Source organism: Bradyrhizobium sp. 191, assembly GCF_023100985.1.
Lineage (GTDB): Bacteria > Pseudomonadota > Alphaproteobacteria > Rhizobiales > Xanthobacteraceae > Bradyrhizobium > Bradyrhizobium diversitatis.
Genome location: NZ_CP064692.1, coordinates 1,433,387 through 1,460,105 on the forward strand (window position 1 = coordinate 1,433,387; position 26,719 = coordinate 1,460,105).

The following is a 26,719-nucleotide window of genomic DNA, read 5'->3' on the forward strand; positions in this document are numbered from 1 at the left end:
CTTCTGTCGTTGGCGTAGGTCTTCAAACCGCGAGGTGACGGCGCATCTCGGCCGCATCGTCGAGCGCCGCGCGATCGAGGTTGGCGACGATGCGTCCCTTGTCCATGACGTAGCAGCGCTGCGCCATGGCGCGGATCATGTCGAGATTCTGCTCGACCAGGATGATAGTCACCCCGGTCCTGCGGTTGAGCTCGACCATGTTGCGCGCGATGTCCTGGACGATGTTGGGCTGGATGCCCTCCGAGGGCTCATCGAGCAGGATGAGGTTCGGGTCGGCGATCAGGACCCGTCCGATCGCGAGTTGCTGCTGCTGGCCGCCGGACATGGTGCCGGCGCGCTGATGCCAACGCTCTTCGAGGATCGGAAAGGCTTCGACGATCTTGCGCCGGCCGGCTTCCGGAATGCCGCCGCCCTTGATCGCTGCGCCGACCGCGACGTTCTCGCCGACGGTCAGCCGCGGAAACACGTCGCGCCCCTGCGGCACATAGCCCATGCCGAGGCGCGCCCGCTTGTGCGCGGGAAGAAGCTCCACCGCCTCGCCGCGATAGACGATCGAGCCGCTCATCGCCGGCACGAGCCCGATAAGGCTCTTCATCAGCGTGGACTTGCCGACGCCGTTGCGGCCGATGACGGCGACGATCTCCCCTTCCCGCACCTCGATCTCGAGGCCCTGGAGCACTGGCTTGCCGCCATAGCCGGCGCGCAAGCCCAGGGTCGACAGGATGACTTCCTTGCGCGGCTGATCAAGCATGGGCCTGCCCCAGATAGATCGCCGCCACGCGTTCGTCGGCCACGATCTCGTCGATCGAGCCTTGCGCGAAGACCTGCCCGAGATGCAGCACGGTGACGCGGTGCGCGACCTGCCGGACGAACGCCATGTCGTGCTCGATCGCCAGCACCGTCATGCCGTCGGCATTGAGCCGCTGCACCATCTCGCCGGTCATATGGGTTTCCTCGGGCGACATGCCGGCGGTGGGCTCGTCCAGCAGAAGAAGGCGCGGCTTCAGGCTGACCGCCATGCCGATCTCGAGCCATTGCTTCTGGCCATGGCTGAGATTGCCGGCGATCTGCGCCTGCTCCGATTGCAGCCCGAGGAAGGTCAGCAGCCGGCCGATCTCCGCTTCGAGCTCAGCGCCGCGATGCCGGCTCTGCAGGGCGATCTCGAGGTTCTGGCGGACCGACAGGCCCTTGAAGACGCCGGGCACCTGGAACTTGACCGAGAGACCGCGGTGAATCCGCGCAAAGGATTTCAGCGCCGTGATGTTCTCGCCGGCGAAGAGAATGTCGCCGCTGCCGGGATGATGCTCGCCGAGGATCAGGCGGAACAGCGTGCTCTTGCCGGCGCCGTTCGGGCCGATCAGGCAATGGATCTCGCCGGCCTGCAGCGTGAGATCCACGGAATTGGTGACGTGCAGGCCGCCGAAATGCTTGTTCAGCTGACGCAGTTCGAGCAGCGACATCAGCCGGCCCTCTGCGTGAAGCGGGCGGCGATGCGGCCGAGCCAGTTCATCACCCCGAGCACGAGACCGTTCGGGGCGATCAGGACCGTGAGCACCAGCAGCACACCCATGAAGACCAGCGCGTACTGGCTGCCATAGATCGTGAGCGCCTGGAACGCTGCGAGCACCACCAGCGTGCCGATCACCGTCGACGTCAGGTCGCTGCGGCCGCCGACCGCGACCCAGATCAGCGGTAGCGCCGCGGCCGTCATGCCCATGCTCGACGGCGTGATGTACTGGCCCCACACCGTGTAGAGCACGCCGGAGAGCCCTGCGAGCGCGGCGCCGATGACGAAGGTGATGAGCTGGTACTTGCGGATGTCGTAACCCAGCATCTCCGCCCTTTCCGGGTTCTCGCGGATCGCGACGATGACGTTGCCGAAAGACGAATTCATCAGGATCCGCAAGGCCAGATAGACGAAGACGAGAAGGCCGAGAACGAGGTAGTAGAGCCCGACATCGGCGAACAGCACGATCGGCTCACCCGGCCAGGGGATGGTCAGCGGCGGCATCGCGCTCATGCCGTTGAAGCCGTTGAGCCGCGCGCTGCCGATGTGCCATTCCGGCCCCGCGGTCTGTGCCATGAAGCGCTCCAGCATCAGGGTCACCGCGAGCGTGACGATGCCGAGGAACACGCCGGCGATGCGGCCGAAGAACATGAAATAGCCGAGCAGGACCGCGAACAGCGCGGCGATCGCCACCGCCATCACCAGCGCCAGCAGCGTGAAGCCGTAGGCGGAGCCGAAATTGATGGTAAGGACGCCATAGCCATAACCCGCGATCCCGAAGAAGGCGGTCTGGCCGAAGGAGAGCGAGCCGCCATAGCCCCAGATCAGGCACAGGCTGAGCGCGATGAAGACCCAGACGAAGAAGTAGACGGTGTTGCCAACCGTGTAGCCGTCGCTGAACAGCGGATAGGCGAGTGCGGCAGCGAGCACGAGTGCGAACAGGCCCCAGAAGGCCGGACCGCGACCGACGGTCTGCGGGCCTTCGAGACGGCGGAACATTGCAAGGAGACCGGTCACGACGCCATCACTCCGTCAGGTGCGCTCGCGCAGCACGAAGCCGGAAATGCCTTTCGGCAACACCCGGACGACGATGATGACGGCGACCAAGAGACCGATCTGGCCGAACAGCTGTCCCTGCCAGGACGTCATCACCGACTTCACCACCGCAAGCACGCCGCCGGCCGGTGCGGTGCCGAGGAAGACGTCGGCGCCGCCGATCACCACGGTGACGAAGGCCTCCATGATGAAGGTGGCGCCCATGGTCGGCACCAGCGTCATGGTCGGCGCATAGAGGCCACCGGCAAGTCCGGCGAGCCCTGCCCCGCAGGCGAAAGTGAGGCTGTAGACCAGGCGCGTGTCGACGCCGAGCGCGGCCGCCATATGCGGCACCTGGATGGTGGCGCGTGCCAGCACGCCGAACCGCGTCCAGTTGAACAGCGCATAGAGGGCGGCGAGTACGCCGAGTGCGGCACAGAACAGCACGATGCGATAGATCGAATATGAGTAGTCGCCGACCTGAAAGCTGCCGAACGGCGTACCGACGCCCGCCATGGTCGAGCCGACCATGATCAGCGTGCCCTGCGTGGCGATCAGGCTCAACCCCCAGGTGGCGACGATGGTGTCGAGCGGCCGGTCGTAGAGATGACGGATGACCGCGAGCTCCACCACGACCCCAACCAGAGCCGAGACGAGCGTGCCGGCCAATATTCCCAGCGGCAGCGGCAGGCCCGCATGCACGGTCGCGGCGGTGACGTAGGCGCCGCACATGATGAACTCGCCATGGGCAAGATTGATCACGCCCATCATACCGAAGATCACCGCGAGCCCGCAGGCCGAGAGCACCAGGAATGCGAAGGCGTCGCCGAATTGATAGAGCGCCGAGAATACGTGGGTCGCGATGTCCATGAATCAACCAGGATGTGGGAGGATGCGGCGTCGCCGCGCAGATGTCCGTGACCGCCCCAGCGCGCCGCAAGCGCCGGGGCGATCAGCCGCCGGTCAGGGCTTCGGCGGCGGATTCGATGGCGTGTACTGGGCCATCGGATCCTTCTTGGTGAGATCGCAGCCGGCGTCACCCAGCCAGTACGGCTTGATGTCCTCCCAGACCTTCGGGAAGGAGATCGAGTGATCGGCGCCGACCTTGGCGAGATAGATTGTGTGCGACATGTGCTGGCTCTTCGGGTCGATGCAGACCTTGCCTTCCGGCGCATCCATGCAGACGTCGCCCAGCGCGATCACCTTGCGGATCTCCTCGCGCTTGGTCGACTTCGCGCGCTCCACCATCTGCTTGTAGAGATAGACGGCAAGATAGGAGTTCTCCGCCTCCTGGTTCACATAAGGCTCGCTCGGGAATTTGGCCTTGAACTTGGCGTAGAACTCCTTGCTCTTGGGCGAGTCGATCTCCTCGATGTAGTTGGTGGTGACGAACATGTCCTTCAGGCTCGGCGGCTTGAAGCGCTTGTGCTCGTAGCCCTGCCCGACGTTCACCGAAGAGGCCATCGGCAGGTTGACGTTGGCGGAGGCCGCCTGCTCGTAGTAGGAGGCCTGCGCGGTGCCGACCAGCAGCGTCACCACGAAGTCCGGCTTGGCCTTCTGGATGTTCTGGATGCTCTGCGAGAATTGCGACACGCCGAGCGGGATGAACTCCTCGCCGGCCATCTTGCCGCCGTTCTCCTTGACGATCTTGCGGACCCACTCCGCCGAGATCTGGCCGAAATTGTAGTCGGCGGCGAGCGTGTAGACGTTCTTGCCGTACTTCTCCATCATGTACGGAATGAGCGTCGAGAACTGCTGTTCGGGCACGGCACCGGTGACGATCATGTGGCCGTCGCAAACACCGCCTTCGTACTGGTTGTTGTAGAAGGCAAAGCCGTTGAACTGATCGACGATCGGGCGGTACGCCTCGCGCGAGGCCGAAGAGAAGCCCGCGAAGACGACATCGACCTTGTCGCGCTGGAGCACTCGCCGCATGAACTCCTGGTAGCGGGTGTTGTCGGACTGCGTGTCGTAAGCGACGAGCTCCAGCGGCCTGCCCATGATGCCGCCGGCCTTGTTGATCTCCTCGGCGGCGAGCTGGATGGCGTGAACCTTGCCGATCGTGGCCGCTGCGAAGTCGCCGGACTGATCCTCGAGCACGCCGAGTTTGATCGGGTTTTCTGCCGCGAGCGCCAGGTGTGATCCAAGGGGTGATCCGAGGACAAGCGTCCCCGTGAGGGCTGCGGCGCGCAGCCCCCGCAATACAGACTTGCTCATTTTGCTTCTCCTAGATGGCCTGCTTGTTGCCGCCTTGCAGCGTAATGCCGGTCGTGCGGCTGGACGTGTCGGGCGGCTTCGCCCGCCTGCTCAGAAACTCCTCGCAATAGAGTTCCATGTTCTGCCGCGCGCGCATGCTCTCGCGGCGGAGCTGGGAATAAGCACCCTCCTCGTCGAGGCCCTCCTGTCGCATCAGCAGGATGACGGCCCGGATCACCGCGCGGCGGCCGCGGCGGCGCTCCTCGAGACCCTGCAAGCGCTCATACATCTCGGCGCGCAGCAGGAACTGGTTGATGCCCATGAACAGGGACGTGTAGACCGCGCCGCCATGCACCGGCTTGCGCAGGAATGAAGTCGCGCCCAGATTGACCAGCGCCTTGAGCCGGCTCGGCGCTTCGACGCCAACGAGGCCGATCACCGGCGCCGGCGGCAATCGCGAGGCAGGATTGACCTCGATGGCGACGGCGCCTTCGAGATCGCCGTCGATGAACAGGATGTCACGGTCGGCCTGCAGACTCGCAACATCGATCTGGGCGCGACCGTCGATGATCTCCGGGTACTCCGTGGAAACGCCGAGCTTGGCCAGTGTCGTTTCGAGCGCGCTCTCCCACCCTCCTCGCCTGGTGACGACGATGGCACGGCCGCCCTTGAAGTTCTGCAGCAGTCGAGAGCTCATGATTGCACCACCTTCAAATGTGGAGAGCGCATTGCGCTGGCAAAGCGCGGCGACGACTGAACGAGATAGGGATCCGGCGCAATCGGCTCGCGCGATTCCAGCAGCACTTCGAACTGTCCGTTGGCTGTCGACCGGCCGATCCGAGGCGTGAGCCAGGCATGGAAGGTCTGGCGATCGATGCGGACCTCGCCTTGCGGCGCATGTAGCCGCTGGTCCGCCACGGCGGCGCGGACCGTCCGGGCGTCGTCGGTGCCGGCCTGCGACAAGGCGGCTCCGAGCAGCTTGACGGCGATGTAGGACGCTTCGGCATCCGCCGACGAGGCCGGTCCGTCCGGAAAGGACGTCGCATAGGCGCGAATGAAGGCGCCGTTTTCCGCCGAGTTCAGCGAAGAAAAATAGACACTCGAGGATAGATGCCCATCGATCGCATCCGGGCCGATCTCCGGCAATTCCGGCTCCGACAGCGTGCAGCTCGCGACCGGGATTTCCGCGGCCTGATCGATGCCGCGCGCGCGGCAGGCGGCCCGGAACGCCCGGAAGAACGCATAGGCGCTGGTGCCGATCAGATTGTTGAAGACGAAGCCGGGGCGTTGGTCGATGATTGCGGCGATCACCTGATCGACCTCGGTGTCGCCGACGGAGAGATAGCGTTCGGCGAGCACGGTGCCACCGCGCGCAGTCAGTGCCTCCCGGAAGATGCGGTTGTTTTCCCAGGCCCAGATGTAATTCGAGCCGACGCAGAAGGCACGCGAACCGAGGCGGGATGCCAGGTAGTCGACGAGTGGCAGCACGTGCTGGTTCGGCGCGGCGCCGGTGTAGATGACATTATCGGAGCTCTCGAATCCCTCGTAGTGAGAGGGATACCACAGCAGTCCGTCGAGCTTCTCGAAGCACGGGATCACCTCCTTGCGGCTCGACGAGGTGTAGCAGCCGACCACATGTCGGACGCCGGAGCCGAGCAGCTCGAGGCTGAGCGAGCGATAGCTCGCGAGGTCGCCGGACGGATTCACGACCACCGGCTCGAGCGCAATATCGCCACCGCTCGCATTGATCTCGCGAAAGGCGAGCAGCGCCCCATTTAGCATCGATCGCGCGACGACGCTATAGGACCCCGTCGTCGAGAGCATTACGCCGATCCGGTATGTCGTCCGCGCCATCACTCGTCCCGAAATGAAAAAGGCGCCCATCGGCCGTTAAGCCGAGGGCGCCCTCGCCGCCAACCGAGCACGCGAAAATCCGCGCGATGTTGGAAATGGTTGAAACTCGCTGCGTTGACGGGCTGAACTGCCCAACGCTTGTCTAGCACGGTCGTTGAGATCAGTTACGAAGTCAAGCGCGTTATTGCAGCGAAAGCTGCTACGATTCGTATCGTGGTGCAGCAAAACTGTGCATCCGATCCGAGCCCACGCGTCGATGCGCCGTCGACATGACGGCACGCCCGACGTCCTGCTTTCAGGCCTGACGTGCGCTATCGAAGGTTGCACGGTCGAAGCTGCCGATGGATCCGTGCCAAGCCAAGTCGTCGGCACTTCCCGCTACGGGCGACAGGCATCTCTGCCGGCGCTCGAATTCGCCGGGTGTGAATTCCGGCCGGCTGAGCGTCATCTGGCATCGAGCCGGCCGCGCACGATCTCATCCTCAGCCCGGGCCCATGCACCTCCGGCATTTTAAGAATTTGGTAACGATACGAACGTCGCTGAACGCATTAATGCAAATCGCACGCTGCCGGTGTCTGCCCCGTAACGACCTTGCTATAAGCCCGGCCAGGCGCGATCGACGCTCGCGAAATCGACCTGGTTTCATTGATTGCTCATGAACAAGCTTAGCAATACGTTCGACATCGTCGTCGAGCAGTCGTTCGACTTTCTGTCTCCGGAATATGCAGAGCTGTTTGATCGCTCGGCCGCCACTGCGTTCCAGCATCCGGTCTGGCTGCATGGCCTCTACACCAGGCTCGCGCCGGAAACGGGCGCAACCCCTCTGATCGTCGTGGTCCGCCACCGCGCGACGGGCGCCCTTGCGATGGTGCTGCCCCTGCTCCGGATCCGGCGCGGTCCGTTACGAACCGTCGAGTTCGCCGACCTCCGCGTTTCCGACTATTTGGCGCCGGTTTGCAGCCCGGACGTGTTCTCGCAACTGCTCGACGACGCGGCTGCGTGCGCGCAGATTCGGCGCCTTGTCCGTCCTTTCGATCTGCTCCGAATGGTCAAGCTGCCCGACGGACGGCTTCCGATCGAAGACCTCCTGGCTGCATCCCGCCGCGTAGCGATGGACACCAATGCCTACGCGACGGTTCTCGTCGCGCCGTTCGAGCAATGGCGGGCCAGCACGCTCGATCGCTCCTATCAGAAGGAGCTCGCAAAGAAACGCCGTCAACTCGAGAAGAAGGGCGCGCTGAGCTTCTCGTGCTGCGCCGACAGCGCGTCCGTGCTCGAGGCGCTGGACATCATGAGGAAGTTCCGGGGTCCGCGCTTTCGCGCACAGGGCGACGGAGACCTGCTGCAGCGCTCCGAATATTACGACTTCTATTCCGCCGTCGCGCTTGGCGGCCTCGGCTCCTTTGTCCGCCTCTACGCCATGAAGATGGACGGCGAGGTGATTGCCGCCGTGCTCGGCCTATGCCATCGGGGCGACTTCCTCGTCATCATGAGCGCCTTCGACATCGCCGGCTACAAGAGCCAGTCCCTCGGCGCGCTGATGTTCGAGCAGGTGGCGCGGGACTGTATCGAGCGCGGAGATCAGACGCTCGATTTCACCATTGGCGACGAGCCATACAAGAAATTGTTCGGCGGGCAGCCCTCGCCGATGTGGGCGGTCACGCAGGCCGGCAGCGCTGCAGGCGCCATCGCCCTCTTCGCGCTGAAGCAGGCTCCCTGGCTCAAGCTGGCGGCCAAGCGGCTATCGGATTTGAGGCTCCAGCCCGCGCGCACCCCCACTCCCACGCGTTGACCGACGGCAGACGAAGGGGCAGAACTAGGCGCGCAACGCGCCGCGGACACGCCCGAGCCAACCCGGGCGCATCTGATCGACGCGATGTGTCAGACTGCGCCGCAGGAAGTGCAACCGTCGCCGTACGTCCCAGCCGATGTCGCTGCGGGACGTCAGAGCCTCGCGGAAGCGCGCCATCTTCAGCGACTGCTGGTCAGCCGCGATCTTGTCGCGATCGGAATAGAACTGCGAGATCTTCTCCAGGCCCATGCCTGGGGTCATGAGCCACCGCGGCGCGTACTCGGTGCAAAGACGGTCGATGTCCACCAGCAGGCGGGCGACACCCGTGCCGGCGGCGGGACAGTTGGTCTGGAACGCATCGCCGATGAGCACGACGCCGGGCTGGAGATGCCCCTCGACGACAGTCAGATCCATCACCCAGTTCTGGACCCGGTCGATCACGCGGAAATCGCCGAGGTAGTCCCGCAATCCCGGCAGCAGGCGCAAGAGCGTCGCCTCCGGCTCGCGACGCAACTCGCGCATGATCGGGGCGGTCGGATCGCGGAACATGAAGAGATTGGCCCGCATGCCGGCACGGACCGGAAACAGGCTGAGATAGTCGATGCCATCCGCCGTACGTTCGCCGTAGCAGGTCAGCGCCTCGAAATCGAACGGAGTGCCGTCGTGGCGGGCAATCGTGAAGCCGAACGAAACCGAATGGCGCTCGGCCAGCACGCGCCGCCTGATGCCGAGCTTGTAACCGAGAACTCCCGCCATGCCCGTGGCCAGAACAACGAGGCGTGCGGTGACGCGCCGTCCGGAGGCCAGCTCGAGATGCTGGACATCGTCGCTGCTGCTGATCGCAGTGACCTCGTCGACGATCAGGTGGGATGGATCGGGGATCTGGCGACGCGCCATGGCGACGAGATCCGCATAGGGGAATCCGTAGGCCTGGCCGACGCTGACATCGACCACCTTGCCCTCCCGGATATTGAGCACCTGGTCATATCGACAGGCGACGTCCTCGAGCGCGTTGAGAAAGCCCAGCTTGCGAAACAGCTCCAGCTGATGGCCGCCGATCTTTTCGACCCTGAATTCGTCCGGATAGATCGCGCGCTTGTCGACGAGAGCAACGCGATGCCCTCCCCGCGCCAGCACGGCCGCCGCAAGCGATCCCGCAAGGCCACCGCCGACAACGACGATGTCGGAGACGATCGTTGCCGTCTCGCCCTCATCGATTGGCTCGGTCACGGCTCCATCCGTCGTCATGGCTTCGGCTCCCAGGTTAACGGCGGTTCCAGTGCAACTCTCCAGCCTGATGTCGCATCGCGGAGCCAAGTGCGATCATTTCCGAAGATTGAGGTTAATGACCGGAAGCGGCGGGCGCGCTGTTGCCGTTCCGGCACGCGTCTTGCTCGATATGCTCCGTAGATTCCGGGTTCCGACATCCCGGCGACCGATCTCGCGCGCCATTCCGCACTCGAAAGGCCGATCTCGTCTTCTTCGGTCGTCGATGCGGGGCCAAGCCGTCAGTCGGTCGAGCGGGACTTTGCACCAACCGGGACAATGAGGACGACGATGTTCCAGAGTGAAGCAGCCGACGTAGCCGCGATATCGTCGCGGCCGGCGAGATCCTGCATCTCGTCCATTAACACTCGCGCCGTTGCAGCATGCTAGGTTGTCGCCGGTATCGGAACTCGTCTCTTCAGGGGAGCGCACCCCCTTAAACCTCCATGATCGAAGCCATCCTCCAATTCATGCGGCGCGATGTCACGCGCGGAGTTGCCGGGACCATCCTTCTCAAGGTTGGCAGCGGCGTGCTCGCGTTTGCATTGTTCTCGCTGGCGGCACGGACGATGTCGCCCGACGGCTTCGGCATCTTTGCGACCTGGCTCTCGGTCGCCCAGATCGCAGCCGTCCTGGGGCTGGTCGGCCAGGAATCCCTGCTGGTGCGCTTCCTCAACGAGTATCAGGTCAGCGAGAGGCCGGACCTCACCAAAGGTGTCCTCCTATCGAGCTTCAAGATTGCCTCGGTCGCAATGCTGATCGTGATCGCCGGGATCGCCATCGCGGCAAGCATGAGAGGCGACTGGTGGCTGCTGATCCTCGCGGTGTCGGCCTACACGGCCGTCAACGCCGCGGTGATGCTTGGGAGCCAGATCGCTCGCTCGCTGGTCAGCATTCTCATGGGCGAAGGAAATCGCGAGTTCTTCTGGCGTGTCATCGTCGTCCTGTTCCTGCTCGCCATGCTGCTCGGCCATCGGCAGCTCGATCCCGCCGAGTTGTTCGCGGTGATGACAATGGCGATGTCGGTGGGCCTGGCGGCGCAGATCATTTCGATCGCGCGAGTGCTGCCGGATTTGCGCGGTACGCCGGCGCGCACCGAGACGTCCCGCTGGCGATCGAGCGCCCTTCACTTCTGGCTCGCATCCATCCTTGAAGCCGCCAATCAGTATTTCGACGTCATTCTGGTCTACTGGATGCTGGATCCGGCGACTGCAGGAATCTACTTTGCCGCTTCGCGCCTTGCCAACATCTTCGCCATGCTGTCCGCAGCGCTGTACACTTTCGGCGCGCGCCGGCTGCCGTCGCTGTATTTCAGCAAGAACCACCGGGAGTTCGAGCGGACCTTGCGGTTGATGGCGGAAGTGACCGCACTTTGCGTGATCGCCGGCCTCGTCACCATCTGGATCGGCGGCCCCTATCTCCTCAACCTGTTCGGACCTCATTTCACCGCGCAGCATTCGGTCTTGATCGTGCTCGCGATCGGAACCGCCATCCAGGCGGCAGGCGGCCCGTCTGCTGCGATCCTGCAGCTGACCGGCCATGAACGAATCTATGTGCCGGTTGTTGCGGCCAACGTCGCGCTGCGGCTCGTGGGATTTATCGTCCTCATTCCCTGGCTCGGGGTGCTTGGCGCGGCGATTTCGGCGACGGTGTCGCTCGCGCTCGCGACCATTGCCCTGAATATCCTCTGCCGCCGGCGATCCGGGGTGGATCCTTCGGTCCTCGTGCTCTTGCGCTTCTCTGCTTCGAGTCGCAGCAACTATGCAGTTCGCGGCGCGGACTCGAGCGATTAGATGTCATCAGGCCGCGGCTCGGGGAATCCGCAGGCACGCGCCGGCAGCGTGCAAGACCGATTGGTTAACGCACTCGCCGGGCACCGTCGGGGAAACAGCTGAAATGCCGAGCGAACGATGTGGTTGCAAAGGCCTCGCATTAACTCCGTTTGTCGCTAGCCGATGTCCGGGCGATACCCGCATGATAGGTACGGAGTTAAGAAGGTGAAGATTTCGTTTCTTTAGCAGGTCGGGATTCGTGCTCCACTATCAGCCGAACAAGGAATTGGGCGAGACGAGCGCGACGGCTTTGGCGCGGTCAGGCCACGGCGGGCCGAAACCGCACGTGCTTCTCGCGCAAACCCAGGCCGAGAACGCCGGTGCGCAGGAAATCTCGCGGCTTCTCGGCGCCGGGCTCACCGCTCGCGGCTACCGGGTCACCAATCTATTCTTCTTCCGCAAATCGGACTCTTTCGATGAACCGCCGGATACGCTCTACTGCGCGCAGAGCCGGCCGGGCAATCCGGTAGCGCTGCTGCAGATGCTGCGGACGCTCGGCCGCCATATCAGGGCCACGAGGCCCGACGCAGTCCTGACCTTCCAGCATTTCGGCAACGTCATCGGCGGTGGCGTGACGCGCCTCGTCAGCCGTGCACCGGTTGTCGCAAATCAGGTTTCATCCGCAATGTCGATGAGCTGGCCGGTCCGCACCGCCGACATCGTCATGGGCAGCCTCGGCTTCTTCGACTGCATCACGCTCAATTCGAAGGACATGCAGCGCGAATATTCGCGCTACCCCGCGGCCTACCGGTCGCGCATGGTGCATGTGCCGCACGGCTTCGACGACAAGGCCCTCACGCTGTCGAAGGAGGCTGCACGACAGAGGTTCAACCTGCCGCCGGACTGCGTCCTGCTTGGCTGCGCAGCAAGGCTGCATCCGCACAAGCGGCTCGATCTGGCGATACGCCTGTTGCCGGATCAGCCATCCTGGCGCCTTGCGCTTGCCGGCCAGGGCGCCGACGAGGCCCGACTGAGACAGCTCGCGAGCGACTTGCGCGTCTCGGACCGACTGCATTGGCTCGGGGAGATTCCTCCCAGCCGGATGGCGGACTTCCTGGCCTGCCTGGACGTGTTCGTCTTTCCGACACAGGCCGAAACCTTCGGTCTGGCCGCTGTCGAGGCCGCGAATGCCGGTGTTCCCTCGGTCGTGACCGATCTTCCCGTCCTGCGCGAAGTGTTGTCCTACGAAGGGAGACCGACTGCGCTTTTCGTCGATGCCTCCGATCATGCGAAGCTCTCCGCAGCCGTCTCCACGCTGTTGACGGACAAGCACCTGAGCGACGAACTGCGACAAAACGCCAAAGGCCTGCGACTGCGCTATTCGGTAGATGCGATGGTTGACGAATACGTTCGTATTCTCGAGCAGGTCATTTGACATGATCCGTTGAAACAGATTGGCTCGACATGATCATCGAGTTTCGCTGTGAACGCGAGTACGCGCGGCAATGGATGGCCCGCGAGACGCTGTCGATCGACGGCCGGGACGTGCCGGTTCAAATCGTATGGGCGCCAACGGCGGAGCCGCGGCCCGCAGGCCTCGACGCCCTGTTCGAGCTCGAACGCGCGGTGCTGCGCAAAGGCAAACATGGCGGCGCAGACAGGCTGAAGATCGTTCCCGAAGGGGCGCAGGCTTGCAGCGCAGCCGACGTGATCGTCGATTTTACGGGCGCCGAGCGGGATCCGGACTGCTCTGCCCGGCTGTATCTGCGTCCGCTGTTCAACGGGGTTGCGGGCGAAAATGCCGCCCTCGCCGCCATTCTCGCCGGCGACCTGCCCGTGATCGACATCGTCAACGAGGTCGATGGTTCGGTCCTCGACCGCGGCCACCCATCCGGAGAGATTGCCGCGGGCCTCAGCGGCGCGCTCGAAACCGTCATGGCGCGAACCCTGACCATGGTGGCGGCGGTCCTGTCGGGAAGACCGCGAATTGTGCCGCAACTGGCGCGCCCCGCCGGGAATGGCTTGCGCCGCGAACCCGTCGGCTATGTCGCTCGCGGCCTTGCCGCATCGATCGCCAAGGAGATCTATCGCCTCTGCTGCTATGCCCCGCATTGGCATATCGGATGGCGCTTCAATGACGGCGGAGGCGTCTGGCAGACCGGAGATCTGTCCGGCCCAGGCTGGAACGTGCTGGGAGATCCTGGAAACCATTTCTACGCCGATCCGTTTCCGATCACGTGGCAGGGACGCACGTTCGTCTTCTTCGAGGATCTCGATCACCGCGTCGGAAAAGGCATCATTTCGGCGATCGAGTTCAGTGACGCGGGGCCGGTCGGCGAGGTGATGCCCGTGCTGGAGGAGCCCTGGCACCTCTCCTATCCGTTTCTGATCGAAGACGATGGCGAGCTATGGATGATCCCGGAGAGTTCGACGCGCGGGGACGTCGCCCTCTACAAATGCGTTCGGTTTCCGGACATATGGGAGCGATATGCGACGCTCCTTTCCGGCCTCGAGCTGGCCGACGCCACGATCACGCGGCACAACGGCCTGCACTATCTGTTCGGCGCCTGGCGCGACGGAGCGGGTGGCTATTCGGATTCGCTGGCGATCTACTACGCCGACCGCCTCTTGGGGCCCTGGTTGCCCCACGCCAGCAATCCGGTCTTGATCGACCGCGCAAGCACGCGGCCGGCGGGGAATTTCGTCACCCTCAATGGCAAATTGTGGCGACCGGTCCAGGATTGTGCCGACGGATACGGCGCAGCGCTCGCTCTGGCAGAGGTGGTCGAACTGTCGCCGACGGCGTTCAAGCAGATCGTCCGCCACTCTCTGAAGCCCGGACCGCTATGGCCCGGCAGGAAGTTGCATACCTTGAACCGCTGCGGCCGGCTCGAAGTGATCGACGGATCGCGCGTCCAACCCAAGACGCGCGCGTTCGCGAGTCACTTTCCGTCGACGCTCGTGTCTGCGCGAACCAGCCCGAGTTCGGCTGTTTGATCTGCGTTTCGCTCGCCGATCCGCCCACGGCGACCCGAATTCTCGGGTTGCCCGCTCACTTCGCCGCGTCGATCCAGATGCCGGGCTGCGAATGCTCGCGGATGTGGCTGACCAGGAAGTCGGAAAAGACCCTGATCTTGGCGGGCAGCCTGACGCGGTTTTGATAGGCGATGTTCATGGTGAGCAGAGGCAGCTCCCAGCCCATCAGGACCGGCACCAGCCGACCGGCCGCGATATCGCTCTGCACGATATAGAGCGGCTGGATCAGGATGCCTAACCCGGCACGGGCTGCGCCACAGATGATCTGGCCGTCATTACTGTCGAGCGTCGGCGCGATCCGAATGGTCTGCGTCGTGCTGCCCTGGCTGAGCCGCAGCGAATAGGGATCGTTGGCGAGATTGTAGATCAGCATATTGTGGCGTGCGAGATCGGCCGGGTGCTCCGGCCGGCCATGCTTCTCCAGATAGGCCGGCGACGCCGCGAGCACGCGGTGCATCTGGCCGATGCGGCGGACGACGATGTTTGAATCCGGCTCGTGCTCGCGCGTGCGGATCGCGACGTCGATGCCGGCCTCGATGAAGTCCAGATAGCGGTTTGCGCTGATGATCTGCACGCTGAGATCAGGATAGAGCGCGCGGAAGGCAGGCAGCATCGGCGCGAGGTAGATCATCGCGAAGGACAGCGAGCTCGTCACGCGCAGCATGCCCTTCGGCGACAGCGCACGGTCGGAAACCGCGTCCTCGGCCTCGGCGAGCTCGTTCAGGAGCGTGCTGCAACGCTGCAGCAGCTCCTGTCCTGCTTCGGTCAGCCATTGCCGGCGCGTGTTGCGCTCGATCAGCCGCACCGCAAGCCGCTCCTCCAGCGCACTGAGATGACGGCTCGCGGCCGCGTTCGACATCCGAAGGATTTCGGCAGCTTTGGAAAGGCTGCCGAGCTCAGCGGTTTTGGAGAAGACCTCGAGTTGGAGCAGCCGGTCCATTTTTGCGAAATAAGGAAAAGAGACTTACAAATTTTGACCTTTATTTCCGCTTTCTGCAAGGCAAAATGGCACCAACAAAGCACAATTGCAGGCGAGGAAATCAGGAAATGTCGGGCCCGATCAGGCACATCGTGATGTGGCGGCTGCGCGGGGACACCCCCGAGGAGCGCACCGCGGCGCGGGTCAAGGTCAAGTCCCTGTTCGAGGGCCTCAAGGGCCGGATCGATGGCCTCACCCATATCGAAGTCGGCATGGATGTCAGCGCTGTCGACTACGCCTGCGACGTCGTGCTGTTCTCCGAATTCACCGACCAGGCGGCGCTTGCCGCCTACGCCAACCATCCGGAACATCTGCGCGTCCGCGAGGCGCTGGGCGACTTGCGGATCGGGCGCTTCCAGGTCGATTATCCCATCAAAGAGACCGGCGCATGATCGGCTCGTTCACCTACGAAAACCTGCCCTGCCGCGTCGTGTTCGGCAGCGGAACGCTGGCTTCCGCCAGGGCCGAGGTCGAGCGGCTCGGCGGCAGACGCGCGCTGGTGCTGACGACGGCGCAGCAGGAGGCGCAAGGCAAGAGCTTGGGCGCCGCGCTCGGCCCGCTCTATGCCGGCCTGTTTTCCGGCGCGACCATGCACACGCCGGTCGAGGTCACGGAACGGGCGCTCGCGGCGCTGAAGGCGTGCGAGGCGGATTGCGTCGTCTCGCTCGGCGGCGGCTCGACCACCGGCCTCGGCAAGGCGCTGGCCTTGCGCACCGGCATCAACCAGCTCTGCATCCCCACCACCTATGCCGGCTCCGAGATGACACCGATCGTCGGGCAGACCGAGAACGGCCTGAAGACCACGGTCCGCGATGCGGCCGTGCTGCCGGAGACGGTGATCTACGACGTCGAGCTGACGCTGACGCTGCCGGCGAGCCTCGCCGCAACCTCCGGCATCAACGCGATCGCGCATGCGGTCGAGGCGCTCTACGCGCGCGATGCCAATCCCGTGACGTCGCTGATGGCGGAAGAAGGCATCCGCGCGCTGGCGCGAGCCCTGCCCGCCATTGCCGCGAAAAGCGACGATCGCGAGGCCCGCACCGAGGCGCTCTACGGCGCGTGGCTGTGCGGCGTCTGCCTTGGCACCGTCGGCATGGCGCTGCATCACAAGCTCTGCCACACGCTCGGCGGCACTTTTGACCTGCCGCACGCCGAAACGCACACGATCGTGCTGCCGCACGCGCTGGCCTACAATGCACCGGCCGTGCCCAACGCGATGGCGCGCATCTCGCGCGCGATCGGCGCTGCAGACCCGTCGCAGGGGCTTTTCGAACTTGCGAAGCGGCTGGGTGCGAAGGTCGCACTGCGTGATATCGGCATGCCCCAAAGCGGCATCGACAAGGCGGCCGACCTCGCCGTCACCAATGCCTACTGGAATCCGCGGCCGCTCGAGCGAAACGCCATCCGCGACCTGATTGCACGCGCCTGGGCCGGCGAGCCGCCGGGCACTGCAAAAGCGGCGGCGTGAAAGCGATGCGGCGCACATTGATCAAATCGGCCACCGTCATCAGCATGGATGACGCGATCGGCGACCTTTCGAGCGGCGATGTGCTGGTCGAAGGTAGCCGGATCGTCGACGTGCGCCCGTCGATCGACCTCGGCAGTGGTGCCGGCGAGACCGAAATCGTCGACGGCGCCGGGCGCATCGTCATCCCCGGCCTGATCAACGCGCACATGCACACCTGGCAGACGGGCTTGCGCGGCTATGCCGCGAACTGGACGCTGCTCGAATATTTCCGCCGCATGCATGCCGGGCTCGCGACCGTGTTCCGGCCCGAAGACATCCATAGCGCGACACTGGTCGGCGCGCTGAACCAGATCCACCACGGCGTCACCACGCTGGTCGACTGGTGCCACAACAATCCGACGCCTGCTCACACCGATGCCGCCGTGCGCGGCCTGATCGAGAGCGGCATCCGTGCCGCCTTCTTCCACGGCTCGCCCAAGCCAGAGCCGAAACCGGGCGAGCCGCATTTCTCGGAGATCCCGCATCCGCGCCGTGAGGTCGAGCGGCTGCTCGCAGGTCCCCTCGCCGACCGCGACGGCCTCGTCACGCTCGGGCTCGCGATCCTGGGTCCGCATTATTCGACGCTCGACGTCGCCATGCACGATTTCCGCCTGGCGCGGGAGCTGAACCTGATCGCATCGATGCATCAGGGCGGCGGTCCGGCCAAGACGCCGGGCGGCTGGGAGAAGCTGATCGAGGCCGGCCTCGTCGGCGCGGGCGTCAACATCGTCCATGGCAACGATCTGCCCGATGAACTCCTGGACCGGATGATCGATCTCGGCGTGTCCTTCTCGGTGACGCCTGAGAACGAGATGATCCAGGGCCACGGCTTCCCGATCACCGGACGCCTCCTCAAGCGCGGCGTTCGGCCGACGATCGGGATTGATCTCGAATCCGTGCTGGCAGGCGATCTCTTCTCTGCCGCCCGCGTTGCGCTCTCGATGCAGCGGGCGCTCGACAATGCGGCGTCGCGACAAACGAGCGGCACCATTCCGGCAACGACCACGATCCCCGTGCGTGAAGCGCTCCGCTGGATCACGATGGAAGGCGCGCGCATGCTCGGCCGCGAGAGGCAGATCGGTTCGCTGACGCCGGGCAAGCTCGCCGACCTCGTCATCATCAACGCCTCCGATCTCAATCTTGTCCCGGTGCATGATCCCATCGCCACCGTCGTGATGCAGACGGGCCTCGCCAACATCGAGGCCGTGATGATCGGCGGCGCCTGGAAGAAACGTAACGGCCGGTTGCTGGCCGAGGGACTGGAGACGAAGAAGGAGCAGCTGGCGCAATCCGGCCGGCGGCTGGTGCAGGACATCGAACGACAGGGACGCGCTGCCTAGCAGCGCCATTGGACAAGAACAATGACTAACGCTTCCAGGAATGTTGCTTTCATCGGGATCGGCAAGATGGGTCTGCCGATGTCGGCGCTCGTTATCAAGGCCGGGTATGCCGTGACCGCTTTCGATCAGAGTGCCGCACGGCTCGACGAGGCACGCGCACTCGGCGTATCGGTTGCAGCTTCGCCGGCCGCCGCCGTGAGCGGCAAGCCGGCCGTTGTCACGTCCCTGCCCGATGACGCGGCGTTACGCGGCGCATTGCTCGGCCCCTCCGGCCTCATCGCCGCGATGACGCCCGAAGCCGTCTTGATCGAGACCAGCACCGTCAGCGTCGAGGCGTCGACCGAAGTTGCGGCCGCGGCGCAGGCGCGCGGTATTTCCTATCTCCGTTCGCCGGTCTCCGGCAATGCCAGCATCGTCCACACCGGCGCGCTGACCTGCTTCGTGTCGGGGCCGAAGGACGCCTTCGAAAGCGCGAAGCCGCTGTTCGCCGCCTTCACCCGCGCCCAGACCTATCTGGGGCCGGCAGAGGAAGCCCGCTACGCAAAACTATCCGTCAACCTGATGATCGCGGTGTCGGCCGCGATGATGGCGGAGAGCCTGGCGCTGGCGCGCAAGGGCGGCATCGCCTGGCAGGACATCCTGAAGGTGCTCGACGACAGCGCGATTGCCTCGCCGATGGTGAAGTACAAGACAGCGCCGCTGCGGACCCGCGATTTCGAGTCCACATTCTCCTGCAAGCAGATGGCCAAGGATCTCGACCTCATCCTCGGCGCCGGCCACGCTGTCGGCGTGCCGCTCCAGCTAGCCGCCCAAGTGCGCGAGACTTATGGCTCGCTGGTCGCACAGGGCGACGGCGACACCGACTTCATCGCGACCGTCAAGCATCTCGAACGGCTGTCCGGCCTCGGCGAGCCGAAGCTGTGATCAACGGAGGCCTGCATGCGTAACTTCAACGAAAACACGATCACGGATGCGGTGCTGGAGCGGATCGCCGGCGCAACCGACCCGCGGATCAAGCAAGTCAGCGAAGCGCTGGTGCGCCACCTTCACGCCTTCGTCCGCGAGGTGCGGCCCACCCAGAAGGAGTGGGAATACGGCATCGACTTCCTGACCCGCACCGGGCACATGTGCGACGACAAGCGCCAGGAGTTCATCCTGCTGTCGGACACGCTCGGCGTCTCCATGCTGGTCGATGCCATCAACCATCCGGTGCCGGAGGGCGCGACCGAGACCACGGTGCTCGGCCCGTTCTTCGTTCAGGCAGCCCCGGAAAAAGACAGCGGCGCGGATATCTCCGGCCCTATGGAAGGCGATCCAATGTTGGTCACCGGCTCCGTCTCGACCGCCGACGGAAAGCCGCTCGCGGGCGCCGTGGTCGACGTCTGGCATTCGGACGATGACGGCTATTACGACGTGCAGCAGCTCGACAAGATCGGCGATCTCGCGATGCGCGCCCGCTTCCATACAGATGCCAACGGCCGCTTCCATTTCTGGTCGATCAAGCCGGCGGCCTATCCGATTCCGCATGACGGACCGGTCGGCGAGATGCTCGAGGTGCAGGGACGCCATCCCTGGCGCCCGGCGCACGTGCACTTCATGATCTCAGCGCCAGGTTTCGAGCAGCTGGTGACGCACGTCTTCGTTGCCGGCGACCAATATCTCGACAGCGACGTGGTGTTCGGCGTCAAGGACAGCCTGATCCGGGAATTCGTCCGCCGCCCCGCCGGCCGTGCGCCGGATGGTCGCATGGTGGACACCGAGTATTTTCATCTCAACTACGATTTCGGCCTAAAGCAGGTCGCGAGCAACGCGAGAGCCGCTTAAGCTGGGCTACGGACCAACAAGAGTCCGGCAGCAGGGAGCAGACGGGAGCTTAAGGATGGGACCGCGGGTCAGCACGGATATATTGGCCGAGCGCCTCACCGGCATGATCGGCCAGCGTGCGAGCGTTGCGCGCGGCGTGCTCGATCAGCACGGGCAGAGCGAATCGCATTATCGGAGCCTGCCGCCCGATATCGTCGTCTTCCCTGAGACCACGCAGGAGGTCGCGGACATCGTCAAGCTCTGCGCCGGCGCGGGCATGCCGATGGTTCCGTTCGGCGCCGGCACCTCGCTCGAAGGCAACGCGGCCGCGGTCGCCGGTGGCGTCTGCTTCGACTTCGCGCGCATGAACAAGGTTCTCGCAGTGCACGACAGCGACATGGATGTCGTCGTACAGCCCGGCATCACGCGCAAGCAGCTCAATGCCGAGCTGCGCAATACCGGCCTGTTCTTCCCGATCGACCCCGGCGCCGACGCCTCGATCGGCGGCATGACCTCGACGCGCGCCTCCGGCACCATGGCAGTGCGCTACGGCACCATGAAAGACAATGTCATGGCGCTTGAGGTCGTGCTGGCCGATGGCCGCGTGATCCGCACCGCCCGGCGCGCGCGCAAGTCGGCCGCCGGCTATGATCTGACGCGCATGTTCGTCGGCGCCGAAGGCACGCTCGGCGTCATCACCGAGATCACGCTGAAAGTGCATCCGGTGCCGCAGGCCATCTCGGCCGCGGTGTGCAGCTTCGACACCCTGCACGATGCCGTCGATACCGCGATCTCGGTGATCCAGTCCGCGATCCCCGTGGCGCGCATCGAGCTGCTCGACGACGTCATGATGCGGGGCATCAATGCCTACGCCAAGCTCGGCTATCGCGAGGCGCCCACCCTGTTCTTCGAATTCCACGGCTCGGAGACCTCCGTCGCCGAGCAGGCCGAAGCGGCGCAGGCCATCGCCGCCGATCATGCCGGCCATGGCTTTGCCTGGGCGAAGGCGCCGGAAGATCGCAGCCGGCTTTGGCACGCACGCGACAACACGCTCTATGCCGGCCTCGGCCTGCGTCCCGGCGCACGCGCGGTGATCACCGATGTCTGCGTGCCGATCTCGAATCTGGCGGCATGCCTCACCGAGACGCGGCGCGACGCGGACGAGCAGGGCTTCACCGCTCCCATCGTCGGCCATGTCGGCGACGGCAACTTCCACATGCTGATCCTGATCGACCCGACAAAACCAGAAGAGACCGAAGGCGCCAAGGCGCTGCAGGCCCGCATGGTCGCCCGCGCCATCGCCATGGACGGCACCTGCACCGGCGAGCACGGCATCGGGCTCGGCAAGATCGATTATCTCGCCGACGAACTCGGCGAGGCCGTCGACGTGATGCGGTCGATCAAGACCGCGCTCGATCCGAATGGACTGATGAACCCTGGAAAGATCTTTTCAGGCGGAGCCAAGGCATGAGTGCAAAGTCATGAGCGACGCGCTCCCGATCGAGGTCACCTCACCCACGCCGCTGCTGGAGCTGCGCGGCATCAGCAAGGAGTTTCCTGGCGTCAAGGCGCTGGATGACGTGTCCTTTGCCGTCTACCCCGGCGAAGTCCACATGCTGCTGGGCGAGAACGGCGCCGGCAAATCGAGCCTGATGAAGGTGCTCTGCGGCGCCTACCGCGCCGACGCCGGTGAGTTCTATTACAAGGGCGAGACGGTCGCGATCAACTCCACCGCGGACGCGCAGAAGCTCGGCATTGCCGTGATCTTCCAGGAATTCTCGCTGGTCCCCCATCTCGACATCGCCCAGAACATCTTCCTGGGACGCGAGCCGAAGGGCCGCATCCCCGGTACCATCGACCGCCGCAAGATCCTGGCTGATGCGAGGCGCGTGCTCGACTCGATCGGCTTCGACATCGATCCCTCCACCACCGTCGACAAGCTCGGCGTGGCGCAGCAGCAGATGGTCGAGATCGCGAAAGCGATCAGCCAGAACGCCCGTATCCTGGTCATGGACGAGCCGACCGCGGCGCTCTCCGACCGCGAGACCGAGCTCTTGTTTGCGCTGATTGCTCGGCTGAAGGCGGACGGCGTCTCCATCGTCTATATCTCGCACCGCATGGCCGAGGTGTTCGCGCTCGGCGATCGCATCACCGTGCTGCGCGACGGCCGCCGCATCGACGGCGTCCGTCCCGCTGACGTCACGCCGGACCAGCTCGTCCGCATGATGGTCGGCCGCAACGTCGACATGACCTATCCGCGGCATTTTGCCGACAAGCCCGGCGACCTCCTGCTCGAGGTCAAGGGTCTGACCGCGCCAACCGGCATCTCGGACATCAATATCGAGGTGCGCCGGGGCGAGATCGTCGGCCTGTGCGGGCTGGTCGGCTCCGGCCGCAGCGAGGTCGCGCGCGCCATCTTCGGCGCCGATCCCGTGACGTCAGGTGAGATCATCTTCGACGGCAAGACCATTTCCGGCGAGCCGGACCTCGCCGCCCGCCGCGGCATCGCGTTGATCCCGGAGAGCCGCAAGAGCGAGGGCCTGGCGCTGCTGCGCTCGGTGAGCGACAATCTGGTGGTGTCGGCGCTGCGCAGGCTGTTCCCGAGCGGGCTGTTCGACCAGCGCAGAGCACAGCGCACCGCCGACGGGCTGATCCGCCAGCTCCGCATCGCAACCCCGAGCGCGCGCCAGACCGTCGGCCTGCTCTCGGGCGGCAATCAGCAGAAGGTCGTGATCGGCAAGTGGCTCGCGGCCGGCTCAAAGCTGTTCATCTTCGACGAGCCGACGCGAGGCATCGACATCGGCGCCAAGTCCGAGATCTTTGCGTTGATCGACCGCCTCGTCGCGGAAGGCGCGGCGGCCCTGATGATCTCGTCCGAGCAGGTCGAGATCTGCCATGTCTGCGACCGCGCCTATGTGATGCGCGAGGGGCGCATTGCCGGGCACCTGACGCGCAGCGAACTGACGGAGGAGAATATCGTGCGACTGGGGATGCATCATGCGTGAAGCCGCGATCGTCTCGGAGCCCAATCCGCTGCAACGTATTCCCGGCGTTGCCATGGTGCTGGTGTTGCTGATCGCGCTGTTCAGCGTGATCGCGCCCGGCTTCCTGTCGGTCGCCAATCTCTCCAACGTGCTGGTGCAGTCGACCATCCTGACCATGCTCGCGCTGCCGATGACCTTGATCATCATGACCGAGGGGCTCGACCTGTCGATGGGCGCGGTGCTGACGCTGACCTCGCTCTGCGTCGCCATCGTGTCGCTCGCGACCAAGTCGATGCTGCTCGGCCTCGGGGCCGGCCTGATGGTCGGCACGGCCTTCGGCCTCGCCAATGGCTGGCTGGTCGCGATCGTTGGCATTCCGCCCTTCGTCGCGACGCTGGGCACGCTCGGCATGGCGCAGGGACTGTCGCTGATCGTCAGCGACGGCCAGAGCGTCGTCGGCATTCCCCACAGCGTGCGCGACATCTATTCGGCGACGCTTCTCGGCATCCCCGTTCCGATCGTGATGGCGCTCGTGACCTACGCGGTCTTCCACGTGCTGCTCTATCATACGAGGTTCGGCACCTACATCTTCGCCCTCGGCGGCAACCGCGAGGCGCTGCGCTATGCCGGTCTCTCGCCAAACCGGCTCCTGATCGCGGTGTACGCGATCGGCGGCGCCATGGCGGGCATCGCCGGTCTCTTGATGACCGCGCGGATGAACTCCGGTCACCCCACCGCCGGCCTCGGCCTCGAATTCGATGCCATCGCGGCCGTCGCCGTCGGCGGCACCTCGTTCGAGCGCGGCAATGGCTGGCTGCTCGGCACGCTGCTCGGCGTCCTCTCGGTCGGCGTGTTGCGCAACGGGCTCAACCTGATCTCGCTGCCGTCCTCCGTGCAGGTCGCAAGTGTCGGCGTGCTCGTCATCGTTGCCCTGTTCCTCGACGGCCTCAGGAGCCGTACATGACCGACATCACCAAGGACGCCATCGCGCCGCCCCGCTCGTTCCTCTCGCAGGATGCGATCCAGGTGTTTTACCGCCTGCTCGCCGCGCTCCTGATCTGCGCGGTGCTCGCCGTGCTCAGCGATTCCTTCCTGAGCCTCGGCAACATCCTCAACGTGCTCAGGCAGGCGAGCCTGACCTTCTTCATCGCCTCCGGCCTGACGCTGGTGGTGCTGACCGCCGGCCTCGATCTGTCCGTCGGCGCCAATGTCGCGCTGTCCGCTTGTATCGCCGGGACCGTGATCCACACGACCGGCTCGCCGGCGCTCGGCATCCTCACCGGCCTTGCCTGCGGCGGCATCGTCGGCCTGCTCAACGGCATCATGGTCACTGCGCTCCGCATCCCCTCCTTCATCGCCACCTACGGCATGCTCTGGGTGCTGAACGGCCTCACCTACTGGTACATGGCGGGCGAGACCCTGCACGGCTTCCCGGCCGGCTTCCGCCAGATCGGCAGCGGCTATCTGTTCGGCCTGCCCATCCCGGTCTATCTGCTGCTGGTCTTCCTCGGGATCGGGACGTTCTTCGCGCAACGCACGATCTGGGGCCAGGAGATCTATGCGATCGGCGCCAATCCGGTCGCGGCGCGGCTCTCAGGCATCCCGGTCGCGCGGCGCTTGCTGCTGGTCTATGCGGTCTCGGGCACTATGGCCGGGCTCGCCTCGATCATCTTCCTGTCGCGGCTCAATTCGGCCGAGGCCGACATCGGCGAGAGCCTGACGCTGCCCGCGATCGCGGCCGTGCTGATCGGCGGCACCTCGCTGTTCGGCGGCGTCGGCACCGTGTTCGGCACCTTCATCGGCGCGCTGATCCTCACCCTGGTGCTGAACGGCATGAACCTGCTCTCGGTCAGCGCCAACTGGCAGCCGCTCGTCACCGGCGTCATCGTCATTCTCGCGGTCTGGCTCGACATGAAGACCCGCCGCCGCGCGCAATGAGTTCTTGAAGTTCCAACAAGCACAACGAGGGATGGAGGCAACATGAAACAGAAACTTGGCTATCTGACGCTGCCGCTGCTGATGGCGGCCGCGTTCACCACCGGGGCGCGCGCCGACGGCGAGACCATCGCCGTCTTCACCAAGAACCAGACCAATCCGTTCTTCCAGACGGTGCGGGTCGGCGCCGACAACATGGCGAAGACGCTGAACGCGAAGACGCTTCAGTACATCCCGACCAAGCCGGACTCGATCCCCGAGCAGCTCAGCCAGATCGAGGACGTCGTGGTGAAGAAGCCGAGCGCGATCGTGTTCACGCCGGTCGACTACAAGGCGATGGTCCCGGGCGTCGAGAAGATCAACGAAGCCAAGATCCCGGTCGTCAACATCACCGACCGCTCAGCCGGCGGCAAGTTCCTGTCCTTCGTCGGCGCCGACGACTACAGCCTCGGGCTGGAGACCGCGCGCTTCCTGCTGAAGACGCTGGGCGGCAAGGGCAACATCGTCATCATCGAGGGCGTCAAGGGCTCGCTGACCAATGTCGACCGCGTCCGCGGCTTCAACGACGCGCTGAAGGAGAATCCGGGCGCCAAGCTGCTGGCCTCCCAGCCCGGCAACTATCAGCGGCTCCAGGCGCTCCAGGTGATGGAGAACCTGATGCAGTCGAACTCGCAGATCGACGGCGTGCTCGCCGCCAACGACGCCATGGCGGTCGGCGCGATCGAGGCGCTCGACGGGGCCAATCGCAAGGCCCAGGTGATCGGCATCAACGGCACCAAGGAGGCGATCGACGCGATCAAGTCCGGCAAGCTGCTGGCGAGCGGCGACTACAACGGCTTTGCGCAAGGTTGTCTCGGCACCATGATGGCGATCCGCTCCTTGCGCAATCAGCCCGTCATCAGCGAGATCGTGCTGAAGCCGACCGTCATCACCAAGGCCAATTACCAGCCGTTCGACGTCCCGCTGGAGCAGCGGACCTGTCCGACCTTCGAGGACGCCGGCAAGCTCGGCGCGAAGTAGACCACCCGATCACGTCGAGTCCGGACGGCCGCCCCCGCGGCCGTCCCAAGAACTGAAGCAAGAAACGGAGACCATCATGCTGTTCGCCATTCACGCCCTCGACCGCACCGGTGCGCTGCCCACGCGGCTTGCCAATTACGACGCGCACAAGGCCTTCCTGAGCGATACCTCGCGCTTCGGCGTCAAGATCGTGATGTCGGGACCGCTGGTCTCCGATGACGGCCAGGCCATGATCGGCAGCCTGTTCCTGATCGAGGCGCCGGGCCGGGCCGAGGTCGAGGCCTTCAATCGCGCCGATCCGTTTGCCGCGGCCGGGATCTGGGACAAGGTGACGATCACCGGCTTCCTGCGCCGGCAGGGTTGAGGCCCGCGACGACAAAGTGCGAAAACAACCCCATGCACAGTAGAGCGGGGCTTGTTTTCGCTTACGAATTTCCGATGCATCGCGCGGCCTCGCATCCGAGGCCGATACCGCCCCGGATCGGCGGTGATTTTGACTCGTCGGGCAAAACAGGAGCATAATGCCATCATCACCCGATGTCAGTCCCGTCCTCCGTCAGAGCAATCGCATATGGTGCTTTGCGCGAGCTGAGCGCGCGCCTCGTCCTTCGAGACGCCCGCCTCCGGCGGGCCCTCAGGATGAGGCTAAGCGGCATCGGTGCTCGTTGAAACTAGAGCAACGCACTCGGTCCT

At 64.8% G+C, this 26,719-nt stretch carries 24 protein-coding genes; 15 read left to right on the forward strand and 9 right to left on the reverse strand.

What is annotated here, in order from left to right; genetic code table 11:
• Positions 1–22: 22 nt before the first annotated feature.
• From IVB23_RS06670 to IVB23_RS06700, 7 genes are all read right to left on the reverse strand, one after another.
• Positions 23–751 (reverse strand): ABC transporter ATP-binding protein, encoded by a 729-nt coding sequence (locus IVB23_RS06670; protein ID WP_061883162.1) that lies wholly within the window; start codon positions 749–751, stop codon positions 23–25.
• Complete coding sequence (locus tag IVB23_RS06675; protein ID WP_061883163.1) at positions 744–1,460, reverse strand: ABC transporter ATP-binding protein; 717 nt, start codon at positions 1,458–1,460, stop codon at positions 744–746. The genes IVB23_RS06670 and IVB23_RS06675 overlap by 8 nt, the downstream gene beginning before the upstream one ends.
• Entirely contained in the window at positions 1,460–2,524 is a 1,065-nt protein-coding gene (locus IVB23_RS06680) for a branched-chain amino acid ABC transporter permease (RefSeq protein ID WP_061883164.1), read from the reverse strand. The genes IVB23_RS06675 and IVB23_RS06680 overlap by 1 nt, the downstream gene beginning before the upstream one ends.
• 15 nt (positions 2,525–2,539) lie before the next feature.
• On the reverse strand, positions 2,540–3,412 hold the full coding sequence (locus tag IVB23_RS06685; protein ID WP_061883165.1) for a branched-chain amino acid ABC transporter permease: 873 nt from the start codon (positions 3,410–3,412) through the stop codon (positions 2,540–2,542).
• A 93-nt stretch (positions 3,413–3,505) separates the two neighbouring features.
• Positions 3,506–4,759: an urea ABC transporter substrate-binding protein gene (locus IVB23_RS06690; RefSeq protein ID WP_247803008.1), complete on the reverse strand. Its 1,254-nt coding sequence runs from the start codon at positions 4,757–4,759 to the stop codon at positions 3,506–3,508.
• Between the two features lie 10 nt (positions 4,760–4,769).
• Positions 4,770–5,435, reverse strand: a complete 666-nt coding sequence (locus tag IVB23_RS06695; RefSeq protein WP_061883167.1) for an ANTAR domain-containing protein — start codon at positions 5,433–5,435, stop codon at positions 4,770–4,772.
• Positions 5,432–6,592: a transporter substrate-binding domain-containing protein gene (locus tag IVB23_RS06700; RefSeq protein WP_061883168.1), complete on the reverse strand. Its 1,161-nt coding sequence runs from the start codon at positions 6,590–6,592 to the stop codon at positions 5,432–5,434. The genes IVB23_RS06695 and IVB23_RS06700 overlap by 4 nt, the downstream gene beginning before the upstream one ends.
• A gap of 655 nt (positions 6,593–7,247) precedes the next feature.
• Here IVB23_RS06700 and IVB23_RS06705 point away from each other — a divergent pair.
• The gene (locus IVB23_RS06705) at positions 7,248–8,384 is read left to right on the forward strand and encodes a GNAT family N-acetyltransferase (RefSeq protein ID WP_197968233.1); all 1,137 of its coding nucleotides are present in this window, start codon (positions 7,248–7,250) and stop codon (positions 8,382–8,384) included.
• Positions 8,385–8,408: 24 nt separating this feature from the next.
• Here IVB23_RS06705 and IVB23_RS06710 read toward each other — a convergent pair whose 3' ends face one another.
• Positions 8,409–9,632, reverse strand: a complete 1,224-nt coding sequence (locus IVB23_RS06710) for an NAD(P)/FAD-dependent oxidoreductase (RefSeq protein ID WP_247803009.1) — start codon at positions 9,630–9,632, stop codon at positions 8,409–8,411.
• A 464-nt stretch (positions 9,633–10,096) separates the two neighbouring features.
• Between IVB23_RS06710 and IVB23_RS06715 the strand changes: the two genes are divergently transcribed.
• From IVB23_RS06715 to IVB23_RS06725, 3 genes are all read left to right on the forward strand, one after another.
• Complete coding sequence (locus IVB23_RS06715) at positions 10,097–11,443, forward strand: polysaccharide biosynthesis C-terminal domain-containing protein (RefSeq protein WP_247803010.1); 1,347 nt, start codon at positions 10,097–10,099, stop codon at positions 11,441–11,443.
• A 238-nt stretch (positions 11,444–11,681) separates the two neighbouring features.
• Positions 11,682–12,857: a glycosyltransferase family 4 protein gene (locus IVB23_RS06720; protein ID WP_247803011.1), complete on the forward strand. Its 1,176-nt coding sequence runs from the start codon at positions 11,682–11,684 to the stop codon at positions 12,855–12,857.
• Between the two features lie 29 nt (positions 12,858–12,886).
• Entirely contained in the window at positions 12,887–14,419 is a 1,533-nt protein-coding gene (locus IVB23_RS06725; protein WP_247803012.1) for a hypothetical protein, read from the forward strand.
• Positions 14,420–14,474: 55 nt separating this feature from the next.
• Here IVB23_RS06725 and IVB23_RS06730 read toward each other — a convergent pair whose 3' ends face one another.
• Positions 14,475–15,398, reverse strand: a complete 924-nt coding sequence (locus IVB23_RS06730) for a LysR family transcriptional regulator (protein ID WP_197968238.1) — start codon at positions 15,396–15,398, stop codon at positions 14,475–14,477.
• A gap of 107 nt (positions 15,399–15,505) precedes the next feature.
• On the opposite strand from IVB23_RS06730, the gene IVB23_RS06735 reads away from it, so the two are divergent.
• The 11 genes from IVB23_RS06735 (at position 15,506) to IVB23_RS06785 (ending at position 26,390) form a co-directional block, all read left to right on the forward strand.
• Positions 15,506–15,829 carry a Dabb family protein gene (locus tag IVB23_RS06735; protein WP_197968239.1) on the forward strand — a complete coding sequence of 108 codons (324 nt, stop codon included), beginning with the start codon at positions 15,506–15,508 and terminating at the stop codon, positions 15,827–15,829.
• A complete protein-coding gene (locus IVB23_RS06740; protein WP_247803013.1) occupies positions 15,826–16,905 on the forward strand; it encodes a maleylacetate reductase in 1,080 nt (359 codons plus the stop codon). Before IVB23_RS06735 ends, IVB23_RS06740 begins: the two co-directional genes overlap by 4 nt.
• A gap of 5 nt (positions 16,906–16,910) precedes the next feature.
• Positions 16,911–18,284 (forward strand): amidohydrolase family protein, encoded by a 1,374-nt coding sequence (locus IVB23_RS06745; RefSeq protein WP_247803014.1) that lies wholly within the window; start codon positions 16,911–16,913, stop codon positions 18,282–18,284.
• A gap of 21 nt (positions 18,285–18,305) precedes the next feature.
• A complete protein-coding gene (locus IVB23_RS06750) occupies positions 18,306–19,208 on the forward strand; it encodes an NAD(P)-dependent oxidoreductase (RefSeq protein WP_247803015.1) in 903 nt (300 codons plus the stop codon).
• Between the two features lie 15 nt (positions 19,209–19,223).
• Positions 19,224–20,108, forward strand: coding sequence for an intradiol ring-cleavage dioxygenase (locus tag IVB23_RS06755; RefSeq protein WP_247803016.1), 885 nt, complete (start codon positions 19,224–19,226; stop codon positions 20,106–20,108).
• A 55-nt stretch (positions 20,109–20,163) separates the two neighbouring features.
• Positions 20,164–21,558: an FAD-linked oxidase C-terminal domain-containing protein gene (locus tag IVB23_RS06760; protein WP_247803017.1), complete on the forward strand. Its 1,395-nt coding sequence runs from the start codon at positions 20,164–20,166 to the stop codon at positions 21,556–21,558.
• Between the two features lie 10 nt (positions 21,559–21,568).
• A complete protein-coding gene (locus tag IVB23_RS06765; RefSeq protein ID WP_247803018.1) occupies positions 21,569–23,092 on the forward strand; it encodes a sugar ABC transporter ATP-binding protein in 1,524 nt (507 codons plus the stop codon).
• Positions 23,085–24,035 carry an ABC transporter permease gene (locus IVB23_RS06770; protein ID WP_247803019.1) on the forward strand — a complete coding sequence of 317 codons (951 nt, stop codon included), beginning with the start codon at positions 23,085–23,087 and terminating at the stop codon, positions 24,033–24,035. Before IVB23_RS06765 ends, IVB23_RS06770 begins: the two co-directional genes overlap by 8 nt.
• Positions 24,032–25,009, forward strand: a complete 978-nt coding sequence (locus IVB23_RS06775; RefSeq protein WP_197968247.1) for an ABC transporter permease — start codon at positions 24,032–24,034, stop codon at positions 25,007–25,009. The genes IVB23_RS06770 and IVB23_RS06775 overlap by 4 nt, the downstream gene beginning before the upstream one ends.
• 42 nt (positions 25,010–25,051) lie before the next feature.
• The gene (locus IVB23_RS06780) at positions 25,052–26,026 is read left to right on the forward strand and encodes a sugar ABC transporter substrate-binding protein (RefSeq protein WP_061883183.1); all 975 of its coding nucleotides are present in this window, start codon (positions 25,052–25,054) and stop codon (positions 26,024–26,026) included.
• A 76-nt stretch (positions 26,027–26,102) separates the two neighbouring features.
• Positions 26,103–26,390: a YciI family protein gene (locus IVB23_RS06785; protein WP_247803020.1), complete on the forward strand. Its 288-nt coding sequence runs from the start codon at positions 26,103–26,105 to the stop codon at positions 26,388–26,390.
• The last annotated feature ends 329 nt before the right edge of the window (positions 26,391–26,719 follow it).

What these genes read in the sequence shown, in the direction of transcription:
- IVB23_RS06780 (WP_061883183.1), top strand. Translation starts at nt 25,052, where the DNA reads ATGAAACAGAAACTTGGCTATCTGACGCTGCCGCTGCTGATGGCGGCC.
- IVB23_RS06725 (WP_247803012.1), top strand. Translation starts at nt 12,887, where the DNA reads ATGATCATCGAGTTTCGCTGTGAACGCGAGTACGCGCGGCAATGGATG.
- IVB23_RS06765 (WP_247803018.1), top strand. Translation starts at nt 21,569, where the DNA reads ATGAGCGACGCGCTCCCGATCGAGGTCACCTCACCCACGCCGCTGCTG.
- IVB23_RS06690 (WP_247803008.1), bottom strand. Translation starts at nt 4,759, where the DNA reads ATGAGCAAGTCTGTATTGCGGGGGCTGCGCGCCGCAGCCCTCACGGGG.
- IVB23_RS06670 (WP_061883162.1), bottom strand. Translation starts at nt 751, where the DNA reads ATGCTTGATCAGCCGCGCAAGGAAGTCATCCTGTCGACCCTGGGCTTG.
- IVB23_RS06760 (WP_247803017.1), top strand. Translation starts at nt 20,164, where the DNA reads ATGGGACCGCGGGTCAGCACGGATATATTGGCCGAGCGCCTCACCGGC.
- IVB23_RS06705 (WP_197968233.1), top strand. Translation starts at nt 7,248, where the DNA reads ATGAACAAGCTTAGCAATACGTTCGACATCGTCGTCGAGCAGTCGTTC.
- IVB23_RS06785 (WP_247803020.1), top strand. Translation starts at nt 26,103, where the DNA reads ATGCTGTTCGCCATTCACGCCCTCGACCGCACCGGTGCGCTGCCCACG.
- IVB23_RS06675 (WP_061883163.1), bottom strand. Translation starts at nt 1,460, where the DNA reads ATGTCGCTGCTCGAACTGCGTCAGCTGAACAAGCATTTCGGCGGCCTG.
- IVB23_RS06750 (WP_247803015.1), top strand. Translation starts at nt 18,306, where the DNA reads ATGACTAACGCTTCCAGGAATGTTGCTTTCATCGGGATCGGCAAGATG.
- IVB23_RS06730 (WP_197968238.1), bottom strand. Translation starts at nt 15,398, where the DNA reads ATGGACCGGCTGCTCCAACTCGAGGTCTTCTCCAAAACCGCTGAGCTC.
- IVB23_RS06735 (WP_197968239.1), top strand. Translation starts at nt 15,506, where the DNA reads ATGTCGGGCCCGATCAGGCACATCGTGATGTGGCGGCTGCGCGGGGAC.
- IVB23_RS06685 (WP_061883165.1), bottom strand. Translation starts at nt 3,412, where the DNA reads ATGGACATCGCGACCCACGTATTCTCGGCGCTCTATCAATTCGGCGAC.
- IVB23_RS06700 (WP_061883168.1), bottom strand. Translation starts at nt 6,592, where the DNA reads ATGGCGCGGACGACATACCGGATCGGCGTAATGCTCTCGACGACGGGG.
- IVB23_RS06755 (WP_247803016.1), top strand. Translation starts at nt 19,224, where the DNA reads ATGCGTAACTTCAACGAAAACACGATCACGGATGCGGTGCTGGAGCGG.
- IVB23_RS06715 (WP_247803010.1), top strand. Translation starts at nt 10,097, where the DNA reads ATGATCGAAGCCATCCTCCAATTCATGCGGCGCGATGTCACGCGCGGA.
- IVB23_RS06695 (WP_061883167.1), bottom strand. Translation starts at nt 5,435, where the DNA reads ATGAGCTCTCGACTGCTGCAGAACTTCAAGGGCGGCCGTGCCATCGTC.
- IVB23_RS06775 (WP_197968247.1), top strand. Translation starts at nt 24,032, where the DNA reads ATGACCGACATCACCAAGGACGCCATCGCGCCGCCCCGCTCGTTCCTC.
- IVB23_RS06745 (WP_247803014.1), top strand. Translation starts at nt 16,911, where the DNA reads ATGCGGCGCACATTGATCAAATCGGCCACCGTCATCAGCATGGATGAC.
- IVB23_RS06740 (WP_247803013.1), top strand. Translation starts at nt 15,826, where the DNA reads ATGATCGGCTCGTTCACCTACGAAAACCTGCCCTGCCGCGTCGTGTTC.
- IVB23_RS06710 (WP_247803009.1), bottom strand. Translation starts at nt 9,632, where the DNA reads ATGACGACGGATGGAGCCGTGACCGAGCCAATCGATGAGGGCGAGACG.
- IVB23_RS06770 (WP_247803019.1), top strand. Translation starts at nt 23,085, where the DNA reads ATGCGTGAAGCCGCGATCGTCTCGGAGCCCAATCCGCTGCAACGTATT.